This is a genomic window from Embleya scabrispora DSM 41855, from assembly GCF_000372745.1.
Lineage (GTDB): Bacteria > Actinomycetota > Actinomycetes > Streptomycetales > Streptomycetaceae > Embleya > Embleya scabrispora.
Genome location: NZ_KB889596.1, coordinates 1 through 19,495, shown reverse-complemented (window position 1 = coordinate 19,495; position 19,495 = coordinate 1). Strand labels below are relative to the sequence as shown.

The 19,495-nt window shown below is 71.4% G+C and carries 19 protein-coding genes; 7 read left to right on the top strand and 12 right to left on the bottom strand.

Going from position 1 to position 19,495, the window contains the following annotated elements; genetic code table 11:
* The first annotated feature begins 259 nt into the window (after positions 1 to 259).
* The gene (locus A3IC_RS0109620) at positions 260 to 1,798 is read left to right on the top strand and encodes a PucR family transcriptional regulator (protein ID WP_158695875.1); all 1,539 of its coding nucleotides are present in this window, start codon (positions 260 to 262) and stop codon (positions 1,796 to 1,798) included.
* A gap of 130 nt (positions 1,799 to 1,928) precedes the next feature.
* On the opposite strand, the gene A3IC_RS0109615 is transcribed toward A3IC_RS0109620, so the two are convergent.
* The 8 genes from A3IC_RS0109615 to A3IC_RS0109580 all read right to left on the bottom strand — a co-directional run bounded on the left by A3IC_RS0109615 (position 1,929) and on the right by A3IC_RS0109580 (position 9,176).
* Positions 1,929 to 2,153: a hypothetical protein gene (locus A3IC_RS0109615; RefSeq protein WP_020549845.1), complete on the bottom strand. Its 225-nt coding sequence runs from the start codon at positions 2,151 to 2,153 to the stop codon at positions 1,929 to 1,931.
* A gap of 311 nt (positions 2,154 to 2,464) precedes the next feature.
* On the bottom strand, positions 2,465 to 3,310 hold the full coding sequence (locus A3IC_RS0109610; RefSeq protein ID WP_020549844.1) for a DUF4097 family beta strand repeat-containing protein: 846 nt from the start codon (positions 3,308 to 3,310) through the stop codon (positions 2,465 to 2,467).
* Between the two features lie 333 nt (positions 3,311 to 3,643).
* Entirely contained in the window at positions 3,644 to 4,189 is a 546-nt protein-coding gene (locus A3IC_RS0109605; RefSeq protein ID WP_020549843.1) for a hypothetical protein, read from the bottom strand.
* A 180-nt stretch (positions 4,190 to 4,369) separates the two neighbouring features.
* Positions 4,370 to 5,191 (bottom strand): hypothetical protein, encoded by an 822-nt coding sequence (locus A3IC_RS0109600; RefSeq protein WP_020549842.1) that lies wholly within the window; start codon positions 5,189 to 5,191, stop codon positions 4,370 to 4,372.
* A gap of 202 nt (positions 5,192 to 5,393) precedes the next feature.
* Positions 5,394 to 6,836, bottom strand: coding sequence for an FAD-binding oxidoreductase (locus A3IC_RS0109595; RefSeq protein ID WP_020549841.1), 1,443 nt, complete (start codon positions 6,834 to 6,836; stop codon positions 5,394 to 5,396).
* 187 nt (positions 6,837 to 7,023) lie between these two features.
* On the bottom strand, positions 7,024 to 8,319 hold the full coding sequence (locus tag A3IC_RS0109590) for an MFS transporter (RefSeq protein WP_020549840.1): 1,296 nt from the start codon (positions 8,317 to 8,319) through the stop codon (positions 7,024 to 7,026).
* The gene (locus A3IC_RS0109585) at positions 8,316 to 8,891 is read right to left on the bottom strand and encodes a winged helix-turn-helix domain-containing protein (protein WP_026218062.1); all 576 of its coding nucleotides are present in this window, start codon (positions 8,889 to 8,891) and stop codon (positions 8,316 to 8,318) included. Before A3IC_RS0109585 ends, A3IC_RS0109590 begins: the two co-directional genes overlap by 4 nt.
* Before the next feature lie 78 nt (positions 8,892 to 8,969).
* Positions 8,970 to 9,176, bottom strand: a complete 207-nt coding sequence (locus A3IC_RS0109580; RefSeq protein WP_020549838.1) for a hypothetical protein — start codon at positions 9,174 to 9,176, stop codon at positions 8,970 to 8,972.
* A gap of 158 nt (positions 9,177 to 9,334) precedes the next feature.
* Here A3IC_RS0109580 and A3IC_RS0109575 point away from each other — a divergent pair, with 158 nt between their 5' ends.
* From A3IC_RS0109575 to A3IC_RS0109565, 3 genes are all read left to right on the top strand, one after another.
* On the top strand, positions 9,335 to 9,637 hold the full coding sequence (locus tag A3IC_RS0109575) for a hypothetical protein (protein ID WP_020549837.1): 303 nt from the start codon (positions 9,335 to 9,337) through the stop codon (positions 9,635 to 9,637).
* A 173-nt stretch (positions 9,638 to 9,810) separates the two neighbouring features.
* Complete coding sequence (locus A3IC_RS0109570; protein ID WP_020549836.1) at positions 9,811 to 11,502, top strand: FAD-dependent oxidoreductase; 1,692 nt, start codon at positions 9,811 to 9,813, stop codon at positions 11,500 to 11,502.
* On the top strand, positions 11,499 to 12,923 hold the full coding sequence (locus tag A3IC_RS0109565) for an ATP-binding protein (RefSeq protein ID WP_020549835.1): 1,425 nt from the start codon (positions 11,499 to 11,501) through the stop codon (positions 12,921 to 12,923). The genes A3IC_RS0109570 and A3IC_RS0109565 overlap by 4 nt, the downstream gene beginning before the upstream one ends.
* Positions 12,924 to 12,990: 67 nt before the next feature.
* Here the strand turns inward: A3IC_RS0109565 and A3IC_RS0109560 are convergent, their stop codons facing one another.
* Positions 12,991 to 13,284 (bottom strand): type II toxin-antitoxin system PemK/MazF family toxin, encoded by a 294-nt coding sequence (locus A3IC_RS0109560; protein WP_020549834.1) that lies wholly within the window; start codon positions 13,282 to 13,284, stop codon positions 12,991 to 12,993.
* 433 nt (positions 13,285 to 13,717) lie between these two features.
* Here A3IC_RS0109560 and A3IC_RS0109550 point away from each other — a divergent pair, with 433 nt between their 5' ends.
* The 3 genes from A3IC_RS0109550 (at position 13,718) to A3IC_RS0109540 (ending at position 16,242) form a co-directional block, all read left to right on the top strand.
* Complete coding sequence (locus A3IC_RS0109550) at positions 13,718 to 14,953, top strand: sensor histidine kinase (protein ID WP_020549832.1); 1,236 nt, start codon at positions 13,718 to 13,720, stop codon at positions 14,951 to 14,953.
* Positions 14,953 to 15,624 (top strand): response regulator, encoded by a 672-nt coding sequence (locus tag A3IC_RS0109545; protein WP_020549831.1) that lies wholly within the window; start codon positions 14,953 to 14,955, stop codon positions 15,622 to 15,624. Before A3IC_RS0109550 ends, A3IC_RS0109545 begins: the two co-directional genes overlap by 1 nt.
* A gap of 195 nt (positions 15,625 to 15,819) precedes the next feature.
* Positions 15,820 to 16,242 (top strand): hypothetical protein, encoded by a 423-nt coding sequence (locus tag A3IC_RS0109540; RefSeq protein ID WP_020549830.1) that lies wholly within the window; start codon positions 15,820 to 15,822, stop codon positions 16,240 to 16,242.
* A gap of 7 nt (positions 16,243 to 16,249) precedes the next feature.
* Here the strand turns inward: A3IC_RS0109540 and A3IC_RS0109535 are convergent, their stop codons facing one another.
* The 3 genes from A3IC_RS0109535 to A3IC_RS0109525 all read right to left on the bottom strand — a co-directional run bounded on the left by A3IC_RS0109535 (position 16,250) and on the right by A3IC_RS0109525 (position 19,474).
* A complete protein-coding gene (locus A3IC_RS0109535) occupies positions 16,250 to 17,275 on the bottom strand; it encodes a hypothetical protein (protein ID WP_020549829.1) in 1,026 nt (341 codons plus the stop codon).
* A gap of 279 nt (positions 17,276 to 17,554) precedes the next feature.
* Positions 17,555 to 18,211, bottom strand: coding sequence for an ester cyclase (locus tag A3IC_RS0109530; protein WP_020549828.1), 657 nt, complete (start codon positions 18,209 to 18,211; stop codon positions 17,555 to 17,557).
* A 375-nt stretch (positions 18,212 to 18,586) separates the two neighbouring features.
* Positions 18,587 to 19,474 carry a TIGR03854 family LLM class F420-dependent oxidoreductase gene (locus A3IC_RS0109525; RefSeq protein ID WP_020549827.1) on the bottom strand — a complete coding sequence of 296 codons (888 nt, stop codon included), beginning with the start codon at positions 19,472 to 19,474 and terminating at the stop codon, positions 18,587 to 18,589.
* Positions 19,475 to 19,495 lie beyond the last annotated feature (21 nt).

Here is a 19,495-nt window from a genome sequence, read left to right as displayed (position 1 = left end):
ACGGTGGTCCCAGCGTGTCCGGGCCCGCCGGACCCGGTGAGCGGGGCCGGATTTCGTCCGCGTCCGGGGCGTTGCCCGCCGGGTGTGGAGTGCCCGTTCGTGGCCGTTGATTCGTACGGTTCGGTGCTTTTCGGACAGCGGTGGTGCAGAGGAACCAGCGGAAGCGTCGTGTCCGCATCGCTCCGTGTTCATACGATCATCGCAACATGATGGGCGAAGGCTTGGGGGCACGGCGGTGCGGGTCGAGGATCTGTTGGGCATGCCCGAGCTGCGATTGGCCCTGCTGGCGGGTACGGAGGGGCTCGCGCGCGAGGTGCTTCGGGTGTCCGCCGCCGATCCGGTCGACCCCGGCGGGGGCCTGATCGGCGGCGAACTCGTGGTGTCGCACGCGGACGTGTACGGCGCCGACCACGGGGGGCTCGCGCGAGCGCTCACGGCGGCCGGCGCGGCGGCGGTCGTGGTGGTGCCCGAGGCCCGCGACGGGGTCGACGACGTCGAACCGGCCCCCGACGAGGTGCCGTACGCGCTGGTCGAATCCTGTGCGCGAGCCGGCCTGCCGCTACTGTTGGCGCCGCGCGCGGCCTCTGCGGTGCGGATCGCCGAGGTGGTCGCGCATCGGGTCGCGGCCGAACACGGACCGGCCACGGGCCGGCTGCCGAGTCGGCAGCGTCGGCTGATCACGGCGTTGGCCGAGGGCGCGGACACGCACGACCTGCTGGACCTGCTCGCCCGCGAACTCGGCGTGGCGTGCCGGGTGGTGACGCCCGCGGGGCGGGTGCTCGCCGGTGCGTCGGCGGGTGGGCCGGACGTCGCGTGGGTCGCGGCCGATCCGGTCGAGATCGCCCGCGGCGCACTCGCGGCGGCGCGGCTGCCCGCGGTGATCGCCGGCGAGACGGTGTTCGCGCTCGGGCGGGGACCGGCGTTCGCGGGATACCTCGTCTGCGCCGGTGACCGCACGGAGGACGACGCGCTCGCCCAGGCCGCCGACCTGCTGCTGCTCGGCGGCGCGCGGCGTGCGGAGCGGCTGACCGTGGAGCGCGCGCACGCATGGGAACTGGTCGACCTGGTCGAGTCGGCCGCGGCCGCGGAGACGGTCCGGGCCCGCCTGGGTGCGGCCGGCATCGGGCCGGACGCGGCGCCGATCGTGTGCTGTGCGGCCGGCGACGGCGCGGACCCGGCGACCGGGCGGCTCGTGGTGGACCTGATGGAGCGGGTCCTCGGGGCGGATCCCGCGGCGCGGTGGGTGGTGGCCTGCGGCAAGGCCGAGTCGGTCGTGTTCTGCTCGGCCGGGACCGGAGCGGGCGCCGCGGCCCGGATCGCTGCGGCGTTCGAGCGCGCGGCGCACTGGTGGGAACCGCTGCTCGGCACCGAGCGGGTGGCGATCGGGGTTGCCGGGACGTCCCCCACATGGGCGGCGGCTCTGGCCCAGGCCAGGGGCGCGCGGGACCTCGCATGGGCGCGCCCGGGCCGGCTCACGGTGGCCGCGGGGCCGGAGATCGACGCCTATCCGGCGCTGCTGGCGGCCGTACCCGGGCCGGTCCGCAGCGCGTTCGCCGATCGGGTCCTGGGTGGCCTGCGCGCCTACGACGCCGAACACGGCACCGACCTGATCGGCACACTCGCCGCCTTCCTGGCCGCGAACGGAGCCTGGCAGCGCTGCGCCCAGATGCTGGGCGTACACGTCAGCGCGTTGCATCAACGGATGGGCCGGGTCCGCGATCTGACCGGTCGGGACCTGTTCTCGGCCCGGGACCGGGTGGATCTGCTGTTGGCGCTGGAGAGCGACCACGCCGGTTGAGACCGGGCCGCGGGAAGGCGGGTACGGGACCGGGCCGGGGTGGGGGCGGCGGTGTGGCCGAACCGCGGCGCGGCCCGCGCGGCGGCCCCGTCCGGCCGGGCGCGGGCACTCGGTGGTGCACCGTGGACGGCTACTTGGCGCCGCTGTCCTGGAGGTCGGCGAGCGATGCGGCCCAGCGGAAGTGCTTGTTGCGACCGAGGTCGCCGATGGTGGTGATCTTCAGCGACGCGAGGTGCTCGGCATGCGCGTCGGTGATTCCGGCCAACCCGGCGACGGGCGCGGCGAGGACTTCGCTCAAGGTCTTGTTCTCGTATGCCTTGTCGAGCAGCTTGTCGAGATCGGCGGTCACGGGCATGGATGCTCCCTGCGGGATCGAGGCGGCTGGTGTCCGAGTTCGGGTCTCATGTTCCGCCGGGGCTGTCGTGAATTCCGACATTTAGCCGCGTTGCGCGTGTCGTTCGGACAGTGGTCCGTCGGTGGGCGACCGCCCGATGCCGGCGCCGGCGCTCCAGGGGTGCCAGCGCGGCCAGGATCAGCACCGCGCACAGCAGCGGCAGCGGTACCGGATGCGGCAACGGCCAGATTCCGCCCGACATTTCCCGTGCGGCCCACATGGTTGCTCCTCTCCGCTGCGCGCGTCGGCGCGGAGCGGGTCGGTGGGGCGGGTCAGGAGCGGCGGATCACGATGTCGCCGGACAGCGTGCGGGCGCGTACCTCGACGGTGTCGTCGGTCGCCGCGGGGCCGTCGGCCGAGGTCAGCGAGTTGTGCACCCGGCCGACCGGCGAGGCCAGGTCCAGCCAGGCAGCGGTGCCCTTGCGGATGCCGACCTCCAGTTCGCCGGACGCGGTCTCCAAACGAACCGCGCCGTGCACCACTTCGCGGATCCGGACGTCGCCGGACACCGACTTGGCGCCGACGCCGGCCAGCGCGCGGTCGACGGTGATGTCGCCGATCGTGGTGTTCAGCCGCAGTTCGCCGGTCACCGCGCCGAGCGCGATGCGGCCGGAGGTGTTGCGGACCACCGCCGTGCCGTCGATCTTGTCGATCCGGATCTCGCCGGCCGCGGTGGTGACGTCGGTGTGCCCGACCGAGTGGGCCACCGTGACGTCGCCGCTGGTGCAGTTCAGCTTCAGCGCGCCGGTCCGGTCCAGCCGGATGTTGCCGGCGGCGACGGTGAAGCCGGCCTTGCCGATCCGGCCCTCGGCGTGGATGTCCGCCGTGGCGGCCCTGCCCTCGATCCGGGAGCCGGTGGGCAGTTCGATCGTCACATCGACCGAGGGGGTGCGCCCGAAGAAGGAACGGGACTTGTTTCGGGGTGACTTCACCGACAGGCGGCCCGCGCGGAAGTCGACCGAGATCTGTTCGGCCGCCTGTACGTCGGCGCCGTGCGACGCGTCGCCGGGCCGAACGTCGACGACCGTGTCGGTGCGGTCGCTCGCGCTGATCCGCAGGGTGCCGACCGTCAGCTCGACGGTGGCGAAGATCGGCTCGGGTGTTTCGAAGGTGGGCATGGCACCCCGTCCTGGTGGCGGTGATGGGCGTGGGGAACATACGTGTTCGGCGTGCGGGGGACGGCATGTGCAAGACGGCATCTCGCGGAGACGGCTCGTGCTCCGGGGACGGCGATCGGAAGACTCGGCGGCTGCGGCGGTCCGGCGCTCGACATCCCGGGTGAATACACCTAGGGCGTGTCTTCAATCCCCCGCCGAGCACCACGACGCCCGGCACCGCACCTCGCCGCCCCGGTGAAACGCCCGAATAGAACCACTATGCGAGTGTTTCCCCGGCGCGCCGATGCACGGCACCGAACGCCGCGGAGCCCGACGGGGGATTGAAGACACGCCCTAGCGCACCCAGCCGGTATAGCGTTGGGTGCCGCGCGAGGTTGCGCGTCGCCCACTGTCGCGGTCCTCGGGTTCGAGCGCGGCGGTGACCGTGCGGACGAGCCAGGCGTTGACCGACAGGCCCGCGCGGCTCGCGGCCTGTTCGACCCTGGGTTTGAGCTGCTCGGACAGGCGCAGCGTGATTCTCGACATGCCGCCCTCGTCCGCTTCGGGGACGGGCGCGGCGGTCGGCGGCGGGCCGGACCGATCGCCCGGACCGGCCTCGAATCCGCTCCCGGCCGCCGCTTCGAACGACCGGGTGGTCGGTGCCGGTGTGACCAGGAAGTCCGGGTCGACTCCGCGCAGTCTCACGTCCACCGAGCCCGGGGCGAGTTCGCGGCTGATCTCGTCCGCGGCGGCGGACAGCGCTTCGAGCAGGGCGAGCCTGGTCGCCGATTCGAGCGGCCCGATCAGCCGCTCGGCGAGCGCACGAGCCTCCGCACCCCCCGCCTCGGCGGTGACGGCGAGTTCGCGGCAGAGCTTGTCGACGTACGGTGCGAGATCCATGACGTCATCATGGCGCCAATATGACGCTATGGCAAGTGGGGATGACTGCTTCGGTGGCGCATATGACGTCGCACGACGTGCGAGGTGTTTGTGTGGCGCCGGCGAGTCGGTCGCGTGATGGCCGGTGATGACGCTGCCTGACGTCATCGTGGCGTCGCCGCGATTCCGGGCGCCGCCGGGTCAGCCGGCCGGGCTCGCCCACGTCCGGTACGCGATCGACGTCGGGGCGATCATCGGCGGCGCCTGGCTCACCCGGTAGCGCATCTCGACGACGCGGTCGGCGGCGGGAGCCTTGACGGGCACGGGTTTGTCGTAGTCCGACCACGTGACGGCCAGGGTGCTCCGGACCGATCGCGCGACGGTCACCCGTTCGGGAAGCGGCCTTCCCGTCGCGGGGATGTACAGACGAGCCCTACCGGTTCCACCGGCCTGTTCGAAGACGACCGAGTACGGGTTCTCCGACCCCGGGTCGGCTCGGCGGGTGGCCTCGGAGAGCCCTTCGAGGAAGGTCCGCGGGTTGTAGAACTCCGCGTCGTCCAGGAGGCGGGCACGCAGTGGATCGTCGCGCAGGAGGTGGGCGTACTTGTCGGTGGGCCCGGTGAGTTCGGTGATCGTCTCCTCGTCACGCGAGTCGCGGTTCTCGAGCGCGGACCGCCAGAAGATCCGGGGCGCCTTGACGTACACGTCCGCACCGACGGCGACCACCTCGACGGTCACTCCGGAGGCTTCGAGCCGCGCGGTGAAGTTCCGGGTGCCGACGTCGAACCGCGCGTCCGCACGCACGCCGACCCTGCCGTCCCTGGCGAAGTCGACCACCGCATGCACCGAGTGGACCCGACTCACGATCGCCTTGATCCGCGCGCGCAGTTTCGCGTCGCTCAAGGTCGCGTTGCTCGTACTCTCCGAGCTCGTCCCGTTCACGACGTCCGTCGCCACCGAGCAGCCGGTCGCACACATCAGTACGACCGCCGCGAGCACCGGGATCCGCCGCAGCCGCGTCATCCGCGCTGCCCGGAAAGGCCGACGACGAGGTCCGCGGCAGGCCGTGGAAGGGTGCGGCCCCGCATGCGAACCGCTGCCGCAACCGCCGTAGTGGATCGCGCCGGTGCCATTCGTACTCGTTTCGACAACAGATTCCCCATCCGCCGAGCCCGGCCCCGCCGACCATGACTCGGTACATGATCGTGGGACCGGGCGGGGGAGTTCAGCGGGGGGCCGACGCGCCGTTCGCGGTCGGGGCGGCCACGTTGTGGTTGCCGATGAACAGATCGGTCGGGTCGTGGGCCGCCTTGAGTTCGGCCAGCCGCGCGCGGGTTTCCGGGTCGTACATCGCCGCGACCTGATCGGGGGTCGGCGAAACGCCGTCGCCGTAGACGAAGTTGAGATTGCGGCCGACGGACAGCGGCTTCAGCACGGCCCGGACGTCGGCCTGTAGGGCACGCGCGACATCGAGATCCGCGCCGTCGATCATCGCCACGACCCGGACGATGTAGCGCGCGTCGCGATGGCCGACCGCGTTGGGCACCGCCGGTTGCCGGGACAACGCGCCGCCGAGGTGGCGTACCTCGTGCATGACCATCATCGGCGCGTCGGGACCGGCGATCCGGTACACCTCACGCATTGCCTGCGGATCCAGGTCGCGGACCATCACGTTGTCGCCGAGGTAGGCGTGCGGGTGCGCCGGATCGTTGTGGATGGTGTGCGAGTCGGCGTAGGCAAGCTCGGTCAGGTCGTCGACCAGGCGCGGTCCGACCGCGCGCAGCGGAGCCACCAGGCGTTCCCCGGCGGCGACTTCGCCGGTGTAGACGATCTTGATGGCCGCGGTGTGCCGGCCGCGCAACGGCGGCGGGACCTGCTCGATGTCGGGCAGACCGATGAACGAGATCGACGAGGTGACCTGCTCCGGCACCGTCTCGGTCCAGGCGAGCCAGGCCGCGCCGGCCGCCTCGGCGTGGTCCGCGTCGAAGATCAGCGAACCGCCGTACACCCGGGCCACCGGGAACAGGTCGAACTCGATCGAGGTGACGATGCCGAAGTTGTCCCGGCCGCCGCGCAGCGCCCAGAACAGGTCGGCGTCACTCTCGGCGGTGACGCGTCGCACGGTCGCGTCGGCGGTGACCACCTCGATCGCCCGCACATGGTCGGCGGCATAGCCGAACTCGCGGGCCATCAAACCGAGTCCGCCACCCAGGCTGTACGCGACGACACCGACGTGCGGGGCCGAGCCGTTGAGCGGGGCCAGGCCGTGCGGGGCGCTCTCGGCCACCACCCGCTCCCAGCGGGCACCAGCCTGGGCCCACGCGGTCCGAGCCCGGGGGTCGACCCGGACCCCGGCCATCCGTCGGGTGGAGATCAACAGGCCGCCCGAAGCCGCGCTCGCCGGAGCGTGCCCGGTGGCCTGGACCGCCACCGGCAGGCCCCGCGCCCGGGCGAACTCGACGGCGAGTCGCACGTCCTCGGCGTCGGCCGCACCCACGATCACGTCCGGCCGCGCTCGGAACGCGGTCTGGAATCCGGAGCGCTCGTCGTCGTACCCGGCGTCTTTCGGCACGACCACGACACCCCGTACCCGTGCGGCCAACGTGCCGATCGCGGCGGACGATTCCGGGCCGCCGCCCGTGTGCCCGGCAGCGTTGTTCGCGGTCATCGGAGACTCCTTTGTTCGAGGGTGCTCGAATCGTGTTCGAGGACCCCGGGATCGTCTGCGGGGCACCCTGATCGGTGCCTCTCGTTCCGTGCGGCCCACTCTCCCCTCATAACTTGACATCCGCCGTCAAGTTTTCGGTGCGCTTCGAAAACCGTGCACAGCGCCGTCCGGGTCGGCCGGTCGGCTCTCAGGCCACTCGTCCGGGGACGGTCGGTGCCGTGCTGTCCCGGGGCGTGGTGGGCAGGTCGCGGCAGCGGCGGACGGGGGACAGGACCAGGATCAGGCCCATGGCCGGGATCGCGGCGGCCATGACCCACATGGTGGGGCGTACGCCGATCGTGGAACCCAGGGTGCCCGCCAGCAGCGCGCCGAGCGGGATGGTGCCGTAGTTGACGAACTGCATGCTCGCGGTGATCCGACCGAGCAACTGTGGTGGACAGTAACGCTGTTGGAAGCCCGCCTTGATCACATTGGCGGCCACGACACCGGCGACCATCGCGAACGAGCCGAACACGAACAGCAGCAGCCCCGCGCCACCGGTGGTCAGCGGGACGAGCAGGACCAGGCCGCAGACACCCGGTTCGAACGCCAGGAACGCCCGGGCCGTGCCCATGCGCGCGGCGACCCGACGGGAGACGAACGCCCCCACGATGCCGCCGAGCGAGCCGGCCGCGATCAGCCCGCCGACCGCGCCCTCGCTCACCCCGACCTCGCGGACCAGGAAAACCAGTTGGATGGACTGGAGGCCGACCAGAGGCAGATTGGAGGCGCCGCCGTAGAGCGCGAAGGTCCGCAACCACGGGTCGTGCGCGACCAGGCGCAGCCCGTCGCCGATCTCACGGACGAGCGAACGCGGCGCGCGGTGTTCGACGCCGTCGACGCCCGCCGTCGCGTTCGGCGGCGGTTCCCGATGGCGGATGCCGAGAAGGCAGACGAACGAGTTCAGGAAGGTCCCGGCGTTGACGAACATGCCGTTCACCGCACCCGCCGCCTGCGCGATCAACCCGCCGGCGCCGCCCCCGACGATCTGCGCGGCGGACGCGCTGCCGTGCAACTTGCCATTGCCCTCGGCCTGATCGGCGGGCGCGAGGATGCTCGGGAGGTAGGCGGTGTACGCGGTCTGGAAGAACACCGCGGACACCCCGGTCGCGAGCGTGATCGCCAGCAACAGCCCGACACTCAGTACGCCTGCCCAGTGCGCCAACGGCACGGCCAGGAACAGTGCGCAGGAGGACGCGGCGGCGCCGAGCATGATCGGCCGACGGGCTATTCGATCCACCCAGACGCCGACCGGCAACCCGATCAGCAACCACGGCAGCCAGGCCGCGGCGCCGAGCAGGCCGATCTCGAACGTACCGGCGTCCAGCGTCGAGATCGCGATCAACGGCATCGCCACGCCCGTGACCGAGGCGCCGAACTTCCCGGCGGTCTCGCCGCACCACAGCAGCCGGAAGTCGCGATGCCGACGGAGCAGCCCGCTCATCCGGAATTCTCCTCGGGTCGGCGCGGAAAGGCTTGAAACTGCAGCACGATGGTGGGCGCGCCCGGCTGCTCGGGTTGCCGGACGGCCTCGTTGACCAGCTCGATCACCCGTCGACTCAGCTCGGCCAGCTGATCCGCCGTCAGGCGCACCCCGCTCCAGTCCGAGACGGTCCGCGCGCGCACCCACTCGGGCCCCATCGCGTCGGCGTCCGCGAACGACTCGACCATGCGCTCGCCCTGCTGCCGGAGGAATTCGCGCAGGTAGACATCCAGCGCGCCACGCGACTCGGGATCGTTCCGGAACTCGCTGGTATGCAGGTCGCGCGGCCGCACCACGGCCTGCCACCAGCGCTCCCGCCGCGTTCCGCGCTCGGGCACGTCCTCGATGAAGCCGTGCTCGGCAAGGTGTCGCAGATGCCAACTGACCGTCCCGGTGCTGTCGCCTACGCGCGCCGCCAGGTGCGTCGCGGTCGCGGGACCGTCGAGGCGCAGCAGCTCCAGCAGGCGCATACGTAGGGGGTGGGCAAGGGCGCGCAGGCTGCGGGCGTCCATCCGCCGCGAGGAGTCGTTCACGGCCCGACTGTATTGGACAGAGACTCCTCTGCAAAGGATCCTCTGCAAAGAACCCTCTGTAAATCTTTCGCCCGCGGACTACCGGCCCGCTGCCGCCGGTGCGGGAGGGGGCGACGACGGGGGCGTGGTCGAGGAGATCGGGATCGGGCTTCGGGGTGGCGGGGCGGGGTCCGGGTCGTGAGTGAGGTGCAGGATCAGGGTGACCAGGAGGCCGATCACGATCACGGCCACTCCGACGAGTGCCTGGATGGTCTCGCGGTGCGGGGGGCGTCGTTTCTCGGACATAGCGTCACGTTAGGCATGTTCGGGGTGGACCGACAGGCAAAGTGCACGACTTTCGACGGAGGTGTCGGCGCGCGGCGGGTCGATAGCGTCGAAAGCATGCGCACCACCCCCTCCGGCTGGGCCGCCGACCTGGCTTTTGGGCCCTGCTCGGCATCGGCGTGCCGACCGTCGACCCGCCGCCGGCGTTGTCCGTCGGGCACGGCGCGACGCTCGCGATCTGCCTGGTCGGAGCGGCCGTGCCGGGTCGGGTGGACCCACTGGCGTTGACGGTGTTCCTCGCGCAGGCCGACGGGCGCTGTTACGCCGCCGTCGCGTTCGCGGTGTTCCCTGAGTGGGCGGCGCTCGGCGGACGGCCCGGGGTTGCCGACACGCGTGGTCGCGGTGCTCGGGCCGGCCGCACTCACGTCCGCAACCGGGTCCAGGCCGCCATCGTGGCCTACGAGGCGGGCACGGTCGACTGAGCCACGATCGCCGATCGGCGCGACCGGACAACCGACCCCGGCGAATGCCACGGGCATACCCCACCTGCGGGTTTCGGCGAGAGGATAACGTGGCGGACGTGCTGTCCGGTGCACGGCCGAGGCCGGATCCGGGCAGCGGTTCCCATTTGTGTTCCCATGGCGTGAGGAAATCCGTGGACAAGCCCGTACTGCTCACCGTCGACGACGATCCGGCCGTGTCCCGTGCGGTGGCCCGCGACCTGCGGCGACAGTACGGCGACCGGCATCGCATCGTGCGCGCCGAATCCGGTGCGCAGGCCCTGGAGGCGCTGGGCGAACTGCACGAGCGGGGCGAGCACGTCGCGGTGCTCATCGCCGACCAACGTATGCCCCAGATGGACGGGGTCGCCTTCCTGGAACAGGCCGCACACCTGTACCCGCGAGCGAAACGGGTGCTGCTGACCGCCTACGCGGACACCGGCGCGGCGATCCGGGCGATCAACGACGTGGACATCGACCACTACCTGCTCAAGCCGTGGGACCCACCGGAAGAACGGCTCTATCCGGTCCTGGACTCGCTGATCACCGCGTGGGAGACCGCGCCGGTGCCGGACGAGAGCTGGGCCACGGTGATCGGCGCGCGCTTTTCCGCGCCATCCTTCGAGTTGCGCGACTTCCTCGCCAACAACGGTGTGCCGTATCGCTGGTACGACGTCACCCAGGCCGAGGCGCGCCGACTGATGCGCGAGACCGGCACCACCGAGGCCGACGTGCCGGTGGTGATCGCGCCGGACTCGACCGTGCTGCGGGCCCCGTCCAAGGGTGAACTGGCCGAATACGTCGGTCTGTCCGTGACCCCCTCCGGGGATCTGTACGACGTGGTGATCGTCGGCGGCGGACCGGCCGGCCTGGGCGCCGCGGTGTACGCGGCCAGCGAGGGACTGCGCACGCTGCTGGTGGAGCGCCAGGCCACCGGCGGCCAGGCCGGGCAGAGTTCGCGGATCGAGAACTACCTCGGCTTCCCGGACGGCATCTCCGGGTCGCAGTTCATCGGCCGGGCCCGTCGCCAGGCGCTCAAGTTCGGTGCCGAGATAGTCAGTACCCGCGATGTGACCGAGCTGCACGTGGACGGCGAGGTGCGCACCATCTCGTGCGACGGCGACGTCGTCGCCCGGGGCCACGCGGTCGTCCTGGCCACCGGCGTGTCCTACCGCACCCTGGACGCGCCGGGCCTGGCCGAACTCACCGACCGCGGCGTGTACTACGGCGCGGCGCTGACCACCGGGCCGGACACCCGCGACCAGGACGTCTACATCGTCGGCGCGGCCAACTCGGCCGGTCAGGCCGCGGTGTTCTTCGCCCGCTACGCCCGCCGGGTGATCATCCTGGTGCGCGGCGCGGGCCTGGAGGCGTCCATGTCGCACTACCTGATCGAGCAGTTGGCACAGATTCCCAACGTCGAGGTGCGCGTGCGCACCGAGATCACGCGCGCGCACGGCACCGGCCGCCTGCGCGAACTCACCCTGCGCGACCGCGACTCCGGCAAGGAGGAGACGGTCCCCGCGTCCTGGCTGTTCGTCTTCATCGGCGCCAGCCCGCGCACCGCGTGGCTGGACGGCAGCGGCGTGCGACGCGACCGGGACGGCTACATCCTCACCGGCAGCGAACTCCTCGACGACTGCGACGGCGAACTCGACGGCTGGAGCCGGCCCCCGTTCGTCCAGGAGACCGCCGTGCCGGGCGTGTTCGCCGCCGGCGACTCGCGCGCGGCCTCGGTCAAGCGAGTCGCCTCGGCCGTCGGCGAAGGTGCGATGACGGTGATGCTGGTACACCGTTACCTGGAGACCCTGAACACCCGGATCCCGGCGACGGAGGGCTCGCGATGAGCGTGTGCGACGTGTTGCCGCCCGAGGAGCTGCGCACGCTCTTCCTGTTCGAGAAACTCGCCGACGAACACCTGAACTGGCTGTGCGCGCACGGCAAGGTCAAGGCGTTCCCGGCGAATACCACGCTCTATCACGAGGGCGACCCCGGCGAGTGCTTCTTCGTGCTGCTCTCCGGCGAGGTCACGATGAACCGCATGGTGCGCGGCGGCGAGTTGGAGGTGCACCGTTCGTCGATGCGTGGCGCCTACGTCGGCGCCGCGCTCGCCCTGGACGGCAACGGAAACGACGCGACGCCGGCCGTGCACGCGTACGGCAACACCGCGCGCACACACGTCGACTCGACGTTCTTCGTGTTGCCGGCAGCCGAGTTGGCGCAGGCGTTCACCGAGTGGTTCCCGATGGCCGCGCACCTGGTCGCGGGCATGTTCCTGGGCGCGCGCCGCAACGGCTCGGCGGTCGGCCAGCGAGAGCGCATGGTGGCCCTGGGCACCCTCACCGCCGGGCTCACCCACGAACTGGGCAACCCGGCAGCGGCAGCCGAGCGCGCCGCCGCGAACCTGCGCACCCGACTGGGCGAACTGCGCTCGGCCCGAGCCGAGTTGGCTCGTGCGGGGGCGACCGCCGAGGCGCTGGCGGCGCTGGACCGGCTCCAGGCCGAGGTGCTGGCCCACCGCGGCGCCGAGGCACCCCGGCTGCGCCCGCTGGAGTTCGCCGACCGTACCGACGAAGTGGCCGAGATCTTTGAGGACTTGGGCATCGCGGACGCGTACGAGACGGCCCCGTCGTTCGTGAACGTGGGCCTGTACGAGGACTGGGCCCGGGACGCGGGCGCCGCGCTGGGCTCGGCCGCGCGCCCCGGACTGACCTGGCTCGCCGCCAATCTGGAGGGCGAGGCGCTGCTCGACGAGGTCGCCGACGCGCTCGGCCGGATCACCGAACTGCTCTCCGCCGCCGGGCAGTACACCCAGATGGACCGCGCCCCCTTTCAGGAGACCGACCTGCGCAAGGGCTTGGACAGCACGGTGGCCATGCTGGCCGGTCCGCTGCGCGACATCCGGGTCGAGCGCGAGTACGCCGATGACCTGCCGAAGATCCAGGCATATCCGGCCGAACTCAACCAGGTGTGGACCAACCTGATCGACAACGCCGCCGACGCGATGGGCGGCAAGGGCACGCTGACCCTGCGGGCGCAGGCGGACACGGCGTCGGTGGTGATCGAGGTCGAAGACGACGGCCCCGGCATCCCGCGCGAGATCCAGGACCGGATCTTCGAACCGTTCTTCACCACGAAGGCGCTCGGCGAGGGCACCGGGCTGGGCCTGGACATCTCGTACCGGATCATCGTCGAACGACACGACGGCACGGTCACGGTCGACTCCGAACCCGGCCGCACCACCTTCCGGATCACCCTGCCGAGATAGCGCGGGGCGCGCGTTCGCCGCGCCGTCCCGGGCCTACCTCCGCCGGCCCTCGGCCTCGCCGACCGCCTCACAGACCCAGGACGGCGCGCAGCGCGACGTCGACCCGTTCCATCTCCTCGGGCGCGACATCGCCCAGGTAGGTGCCCTGTTCGAAGCGGCGATGCCGGGACGTGTACAGGTCGGGGGCGAGCACGACGCCGTTGACCGGCGTGGTGATCCGGACCGTGACCAGCGACTCCCGCCGGTCGCCGACGGTGTCCACCAGCGCGCACAGCGCCGCGCCCGGGTGCAGTGCGGCGACATGGTCGTTCTGCACGATCATGAAGGTACGTTCACGGCCGACGGTGGGGATCGTCCACACCTGGCCCCGCCTCAGTGGCCGCACGGCTCCGCCCCTGTCCGGCCCGAGAGGGCGACGGCCGGCCGACCACACCGCGCTGTCCGTGTCGAACGGTCGGGGTCGGAGTCGGGGACGAAGCGGTTGCCGGTAGCCATGGGATCAGTCGTACCAGACGCGACGGTACCCGAAATGCCACCGGGGGGCGCGTTCGCCGGCGGCGGACCGATTAGCCCGATTCATCGGTCCCGTGGCGCACTTGCGCGGGCAATCGCCGAACGGGTCCGGCGGACCCGACGGTTTCGACCGGGTCCGGCAGACCCGACGGATCCGGCGGGTTCGACGGGCCCGGAAGGTCCGCGCCCGGTCGGGTGTCGCGCAGATCCCTCGCACGAGCGAGGCGGGAGTTGGGATCAACGGCGACACTGTCGGTACACACCACCCGGGAGCACGCCGCATGTCCGACCACCTCGCCGACCATCTCGCCGAGCGCGGCACCGACCGACACGTTCGTGACCGGGCCAGACACACGTTGGGTATCCTGCGACGGACCGACCCGCAGGTCATGGACGTCATGATCGCGCTGATGGTGCAGTTCATGGTGTCGCTGCCGTTCCTGGTCGCCTTGCGTTCGCCCTATCGGCTCGGGTTCCTGCTGCTGAGCGGCACCGCGATCCCGTTGATCTGGCGGCGCCGGCAGCCGTTCGCGGTCGCGTGTGTGGTGGCCGTGTTCACCGTGCCGGTATCGCTGCACCATCGACCCGGTCAGCCGTTCCAGTTCGGCATGACGATCGCGATCTACACGGTCTTCGCGCTCGGCCGGCGCTGGGAGCGGATCGCCGTCGCTGCGTTGGCGTTGCCGATCACGCTGGTCGTGGAGAACTTCAAGAATCAGCCGGCGCAACAGGCCACCTTCGACGTCCTGGCCCTGACCGCGGCCGCCGCCTTCGGACTGGCCACCAGACACCGGACCGCCTACATCGCCGGGATCGAGGAGCGCACCCGACGACTGGAGCACGAACGCGACCTGGAGATCCGCCGCGCGGACGCCGAGGTGGCCCGGGCCGCCGCGCGGGAACGGGCCAGGATCGCCCGGGACATGCACGACATCCTGGCGCACGCGGTAAGCCTGATGACCGTGCAGGCCGAGGCCGGACCGGTGGTGGTGCGCAGCGATCCGGCCCGCGCGGAGGCCGCGTTCGACGCGATAGCCGACGCCGGGCGCGATGCGATGGTGCAACTCCGCCGGATCCTGGGCACGCTCAAGGAGGACGACGAGGCCGGCGCCCGGGCACCACAGCCCACCGTCGCCAACATCGCCGACCTGCTCGCCGAGGTCGGCCGGACCGGCCTCCGGGTGGTCCACGAGAGCGTCGGCGTGCGCCGACCGCTGCGCTCGGACGCGGAGATCGCCGCGTACCGTGTCGTCCAGGAGGCGTTGACCAACACGGTCAGGCACGCGCACGCCACCACGGTGGTGGTGCGGCTCGAATGGGGCGAAGACACGATGAGGATCACCATCACCGACGACGGCCGAGGCGGGCGACCGCGTCCGGGCGGCGGGCACGGGCTGATCGGCATCCGCGAGCGGGCGACCGCGTGCGGTGGCAGCGTGACGACCGGGCCGCGGGTGACCGGGCCGGGCTTCGAGGTCGCGCTGCGGATCCCGCTCGACCCGGCGCGGGCCTCGTGATGCCGATCAGCGTGGTGGTGGCCGACGATCAGGGGCTGGTGCGCAGCGGCTTCGCGATGATCCTGGACGCGCAGCCGGACATCTCCGTGGTCGCCGAGGCGGGCGACGGCCTGGAGGCGGTCGAGGCGGTGCGTGCGCACCGGCCCGACGTACTGCTCCTGGACATCCGGATGCCTCGGATGGACGGCATAGCGGCGGCCCGCGTGGTGTCGGCCGAGGCGCCGGGTTGTCGGATCGTCATGCTGACCACGTTCGACGTGGACGAGTACGTCTACGACGCGCTCTACGCGGGTGCGGCCGGCTTCCTGCTCAAGGACGTGCGCCGGGACGACCTGGTGCACGCCGTGCGGATGGTGGCGAGTGGCGAGGCGCTGCTCGCGCCGTCGGTGACCCGACGGTTGATCGCCGACTACACACGACGACTACCCCGTACGGAGGCCCCGGCCGAACCGTCCGAGCGGCTGGCCGTGTTGACCACGCGCGAGCGGGAGACGATGCGCTGCCTGGCGCTGGGCATGTCCAACGCGGAGATCGCCGAGGCGCTGGTGGTCAGCGAGCACACGGTGAAGACGCACGTCAGCAGCATTTTGGGGAAGCTCGGGCTACGCGATCGGGTGCATGCGGTGATCTGTGCGTACGAGACGGGTCTGGCCGTCCCGGGCGCGACCTGACCCTCGCGCGAGTGGTGCGTGGGCCGTCGACTCGCTCGTTCGGGTGAGGTCCGTGGGATTTCTCCGTCCTACAGGGGGAGTATGTGGGCCGGCGGAAACGGTTCGTACAGCCGATGCGGCAGCCGGCCCCCGCGGCGGATCCTGGTGTGGCCCGAGGGACTGTCCCGTCGGGCGCTTCGAACGGGGGAGCGCGCCATGAGCGATGTCCTGCAGCAGACGACCACCGAGCTCTATCTGCGGCTGAGCGACTGCACGATGCGCGTGGGCAAGGGGTCGCGTGGGCGACCGGCGCTCGAGGTGTACGCGGGCTACCGGCTGATCGACGTGGCCGTGGCCGGCGCCGCGCTGGGGCCGACGCTGCTGCGTGGTGCGCTGCGGTCCGGTCGCGGCGAGCCGGCGTGGGCGCTCGCGTGGGGCGTGTTGCCGGACGACGGTGTGCCGCCGCAGGTCGAGTTCCGGCGCGGCCGGTTCATGCTCCAGGCGCCGGCGACGATCTTCGGTGAGCGCTTTTGGGTGTCCACCGTCCCGGGCACGTACCGCTCCTTGACGGTGAGCACCGAATGCGACGCTCGTGGTGAGGGTGGACGGCTGACCCGAATGCGCGCGCCGCGGTTGTGAGTTGGGGCTATCGGGCCTGATCGGGACCGGTAGTGGATTTGGGCGTCGGCTCGGCGTCGGGCTTGGGCTTGGGCTCGGGTTCTGCGAGGTGCCAACGACCGCCGGCCGGGTCGTAGCGAGCCGACAGGTCGGCTCGGGGTGGGAGGCGCTCGCCGAGCCGCCACTTGTCCGCCGCCAGGTCGAGTCGGATCGTGCCGTCGGGTTCGGGCGTGCCGATCGGGCCCGACCAGTGCGCGCTTCGGGACAGGATCGCCCGTACGAGCCTGGCGTCCGGTTCGACTACGGTGACCGCGTCATGGGCCGTTTTGGTGCTCGGCTCGGTGCTCAGTTCGGTGTTCGTACCGGTGTTCGTACCGGTGTTCGTACCGGTGTTCGTGTCGGTGCTCGGCTTCGTGTCCGGTTCGGAGCCCGCGAGCAGCGTTGCGCCTGCGGCGAGGGTCAGCAGTCGGGCGAACACCCGGATGGGCAGCGCCGGGTCGCGGCTCTCGATGTGGAAGTAGCAATCGTCGTGGCCGGAGAAATGCAGCTCGGCGTCGGGTAGATCGTGAAGCACGCAGGTGTCGGGACCACGTGTGCCGACCGCGAGTGCCATCTCGTCGGCGGCCGTGGCCGACACGGGGCCGGGCGCGTCGACCACGTCGATGTTGTACGGATGCAGCTCCGCCAGGAATCGGCCCAGGTCCGACCGGCGCAGCACGAGCAGTTCGTTGTGCCCGGCCCAGGTGACGTCGTGCGTCTCGGCCTCGACACCCTGCTCCCGGGCGATCTCGCCCGGCGTGCACTCGCGATGGTCCTCCTGATCGAACCAGTAGTGCCCGAGGCTCTGCACCGTGACGACCGGCTGCGCGAACGCTTCGAGTACGTCGACCAGATCGCACACCCGCGCCGCCGCGCCGCCGATCCCGTACACCCCGTGCCGCTCGAACACCTCGGCGGCGAACGGGAACCCGGTCCCGGCGAGTCCGACGGAGTTGGTCCGGAACGCGCTGCTCCACTCGACCCGGAAGGTGGGCGAGCCGTGCTCGTCGGTCATCGTCGTCCCGGCTCGTGCTTCGGCGGTCGGCGGGTCGTGGTCCGGCCCGTCGAGGCAACCACCGGGTGGGCACCGCGGTGGTGCGCCAAGCTATCGGGGAGGCGGGTGCCGCGCGTGGGCGGGGCTCGGCGTGATCGGGGGGTGCGGGCGCCGGGCGCCGGGCGGGCTCGGGGTGAGGCCGCCCGGCACCCGACGGCCGGTGCGTCGGGGGGTGAGCCGGGCCCGGTGACGTTCGGCCGGGCGGGCCGGGCGGGCCGGGCCGCCGGGCCGCCGGGCCGGTCAGTTGCCGTGGGCGACCGGGCAACCGCCGGTGAGGCGGGAGAGGAAGGCGTTCGGGTCGTAGTAGTGCTCGACCTCGACGAGCTTGAGGTCTTCGCTGACCTTGGCCACGCTCATGCCGAACATCTCGATGGTCTTGCCGTCCGGCTGGAAACCCTTGTACTCCCCCGTGTAGCTGCCCCAGTGCCGCCACTTGAAGGCGATCACGGGCGGCGGGGAGAGGACTTCGAGGACCTCCCAGTAGAAGCCCTCGGGAAACGCGGTGTGGAAGATGTGGTGCGAGGACTCGAAGCTCTCCCGCCCCGGCGAGTAGAAGATGCTGTCGCCGATCAGGATGTTGTAGCTGCCCTGGTCGACGATGTCCTGCGCGCTCGCCCACGGGCCGCCGTTGACATTCGTGCGGAAGCGTTCGATGGCCATCGAAACCCAGGTCTTCGGGTCCTTCTTGTGCGAGACCTCCATCTCGAAGACCTGCACGAGGCTCTCGACGATCGCCTCCAGCGAGTCGGGTGCGTGCTGTGTGCTGCGCAGGCCCGGCATCACCGTGTGCGAGAGGTGGTAGTCGGGGGCCGCTTCGCGCCAGTCGTCGGGGGCCGCCGCGGCGACGACGGCGTCCCGTCCCTGAAGCCAGAGCGGAGTCGCGGGGGAAGTCGACACGTGTATTTCCGTCCTTCGTTGCCGGCGGCAGCGCTCGGTGGCGCGCCCCGTCCGGAGGGGAACGGGGGCGATCCTGACTGACTGTCAGACCGGACGCAACCCTCCGTCGTGATGGCCTGCGCGGCACCGTTGGCCGGATTCGATCGGCGCTGCCGTACGTAATCCGGCCAAACGGAGGGCACGACCGACTCCCGGGCATACGGGGACTGTTCACGTGTCGACATCCGCTCCGACGCAGGTCGGCGGGTCGGCGACGAATGTCCGGCCGGTGGTTCGCACGTGGTGTGTGAGCCACCGGCCGCACGATTCCGGCAGCCGGGAGTGTGCGCAATATTTTGCTTACGGAGCGTCAATCACCGCGTACGGCAAGATCGTTCACGTCTCCAGCGGCAACAGTTCGGCGGCGAACTCGGTCAGGAACGCGGTCCACGAGCGCGGTGTGCCGGCCGGTCGGACCACGAATTTGCTCACTCCGGCCTCGGCGTACCGCCCGATCAGCTCGCGCGTGGCGGCCCACCCGGTGGGCACCAACTCGGCGACGTCCACGTCCGGTCGTTGCCGACGCAGCGCGCCGAATTCGTGGCCGGGCATGCCGTCGAACGCGACGACGAGGCTCATCCCATAGTGGTCGTCGTCGACGGTACGCCCGGCCTCGGCCGCGGCGGCCTCGATCGTGCGTCGAGCCGCACCGGCCTCGTCGGGGGTCAGCGCGGCGCCGAGCCAGCCGTCGGCGAGCCGGCCCACCCGGCGCAGCGACTTCGGGCCGCTGCCGCCCAGCCACAGGTCGAGTGGGCGGGTGGGTCGCGGGCCGACGCGTGCGTGCTCACAGCGGTGGTACTTGCCCTCGAACGACACGTCGTCGTTTTCGAGCAGGAGACGCACGACCGTGAGCGCCTCGTCCATCACCTCGCCGCGCGGGCCCGGGATCGGGAACAGCGGTCGTTCGCGCGCGGTCGCGTGTCGGACGCCGAACACCGGCAGGATCCGGCCCGGCGCGAGTGCCGCCAGGGTGGCGAGTTCCTTGGCAACGGCCACCGGATTGCGACCGGGCAGCACGGTGACGCCGCTGCCGAGCTTGAGCCGCCGGGTGTGGCCGGCGGCGTAGCCGATACCGACGAGTGGGTCGGGCAGGTCACCACCGACCAGATCGGGCAACCACAGCGAGTCCACGCCGATGTGCTCCATGAGCCGGACGAGTTCGCCGAACGTCGCGGGGTCGGCGGGGTCGCGTGGACCGAGGCCGACGCCGATGCGGAGTTTCATGGGATCAGGGTGGGGGGTGGG

What these genes read in the sequence shown, in the direction of transcription:
- A3IC_RS0109595 (WP_020549841.1), bottom strand. Translation starts at nt 6,836, where the DNA reads ATGACCGCGAACAACGCTGCCGGGCACACGGGCGGCGGCCCGGAATCG.
- A3IC_RS0109565 (WP_020549835.1), top strand. Translation starts at nt 11,499, where the DNA reads ATGAGCGTGTGCGACGTGTTGCCGCCCGAGGAGCTGCGCACGCTCTTC.
- A3IC_RS0109535 (WP_020549829.1), bottom strand. Translation starts at nt 17,275, where the DNA reads ATGACCGACGAGCACGGCTCGCCCACCTTCCGGGTCGAGTGGAGCAGC.
- A3IC_RS0109545 (WP_020549831.1), top strand. Translation starts at nt 14,953, where the DNA reads ATGCCGATCAGCGTGGTGGTGGCCGACGATCAGGGGCTGGTGCGCAGC.
- A3IC_RS0109615 (WP_020549845.1), bottom strand. Translation starts at nt 2,153, where the DNA reads ATGCCCGTGACCGCCGATCTCGACAAGCTGCTCGACAAGGCATACGAG.
- A3IC_RS0109580 (WP_020549838.1), bottom strand. Translation starts at nt 9,176, where the DNA reads ATGTCCGAGAAACGACGCCCCCCGCACCGCGAGACCATCCAGGCACTC.
- A3IC_RS0109540 (WP_020549830.1), top strand. Translation starts at nt 15,820, where the DNA reads ATGAGCGATGTCCTGCAGCAGACGACCACCGAGCTCTATCTGCGGCTG.
- A3IC_RS0109610 (WP_020549844.1), bottom strand. Translation starts at nt 3,310, where the DNA reads ATGCCCACCTTCGAAACACCCGAGCCGATCTTCGCCACCGTCGAGCTG.
- A3IC_RS0109525 (WP_020549827.1), bottom strand. Translation starts at nt 19,474, where the DNA reads ATGAAACTCCGCATCGGCGTCGGCCTCGGTCCACGCGACCCCGCCGAC.
- A3IC_RS0109620 (WP_158695875.1), top strand. Translation starts at nt 260, where the DNA reads ATGCCCGAGCTGCGATTGGCCCTGCTGGCGGGTACGGAGGGGCTCGCG.
- A3IC_RS0109600 (WP_020549842.1), bottom strand. Translation starts at nt 5,191, where the DNA reads ATGACGCGGCTGCGGCGGATCCCGGTGCTCGCGGCGGTCGTACTGATG.
- A3IC_RS0109550 (WP_020549832.1), top strand. Translation starts at nt 13,718, where the DNA reads ATGTCCGACCACCTCGCCGACCATCTCGCCGAGCGCGGCACCGACCGA.
- A3IC_RS0109590 (WP_020549840.1), bottom strand. Translation starts at nt 8,319, where the DNA reads ATGAGCGGGCTGCTCCGTCGGCATCGCGACTTCCGGCTGCTGTGGTGC.
- A3IC_RS0109605 (WP_020549843.1), bottom strand. Translation starts at nt 4,189, where the DNA reads ATGGATCTCGCACCGTACGTCGACAAGCTCTGCCGCGAACTCGCCGTC.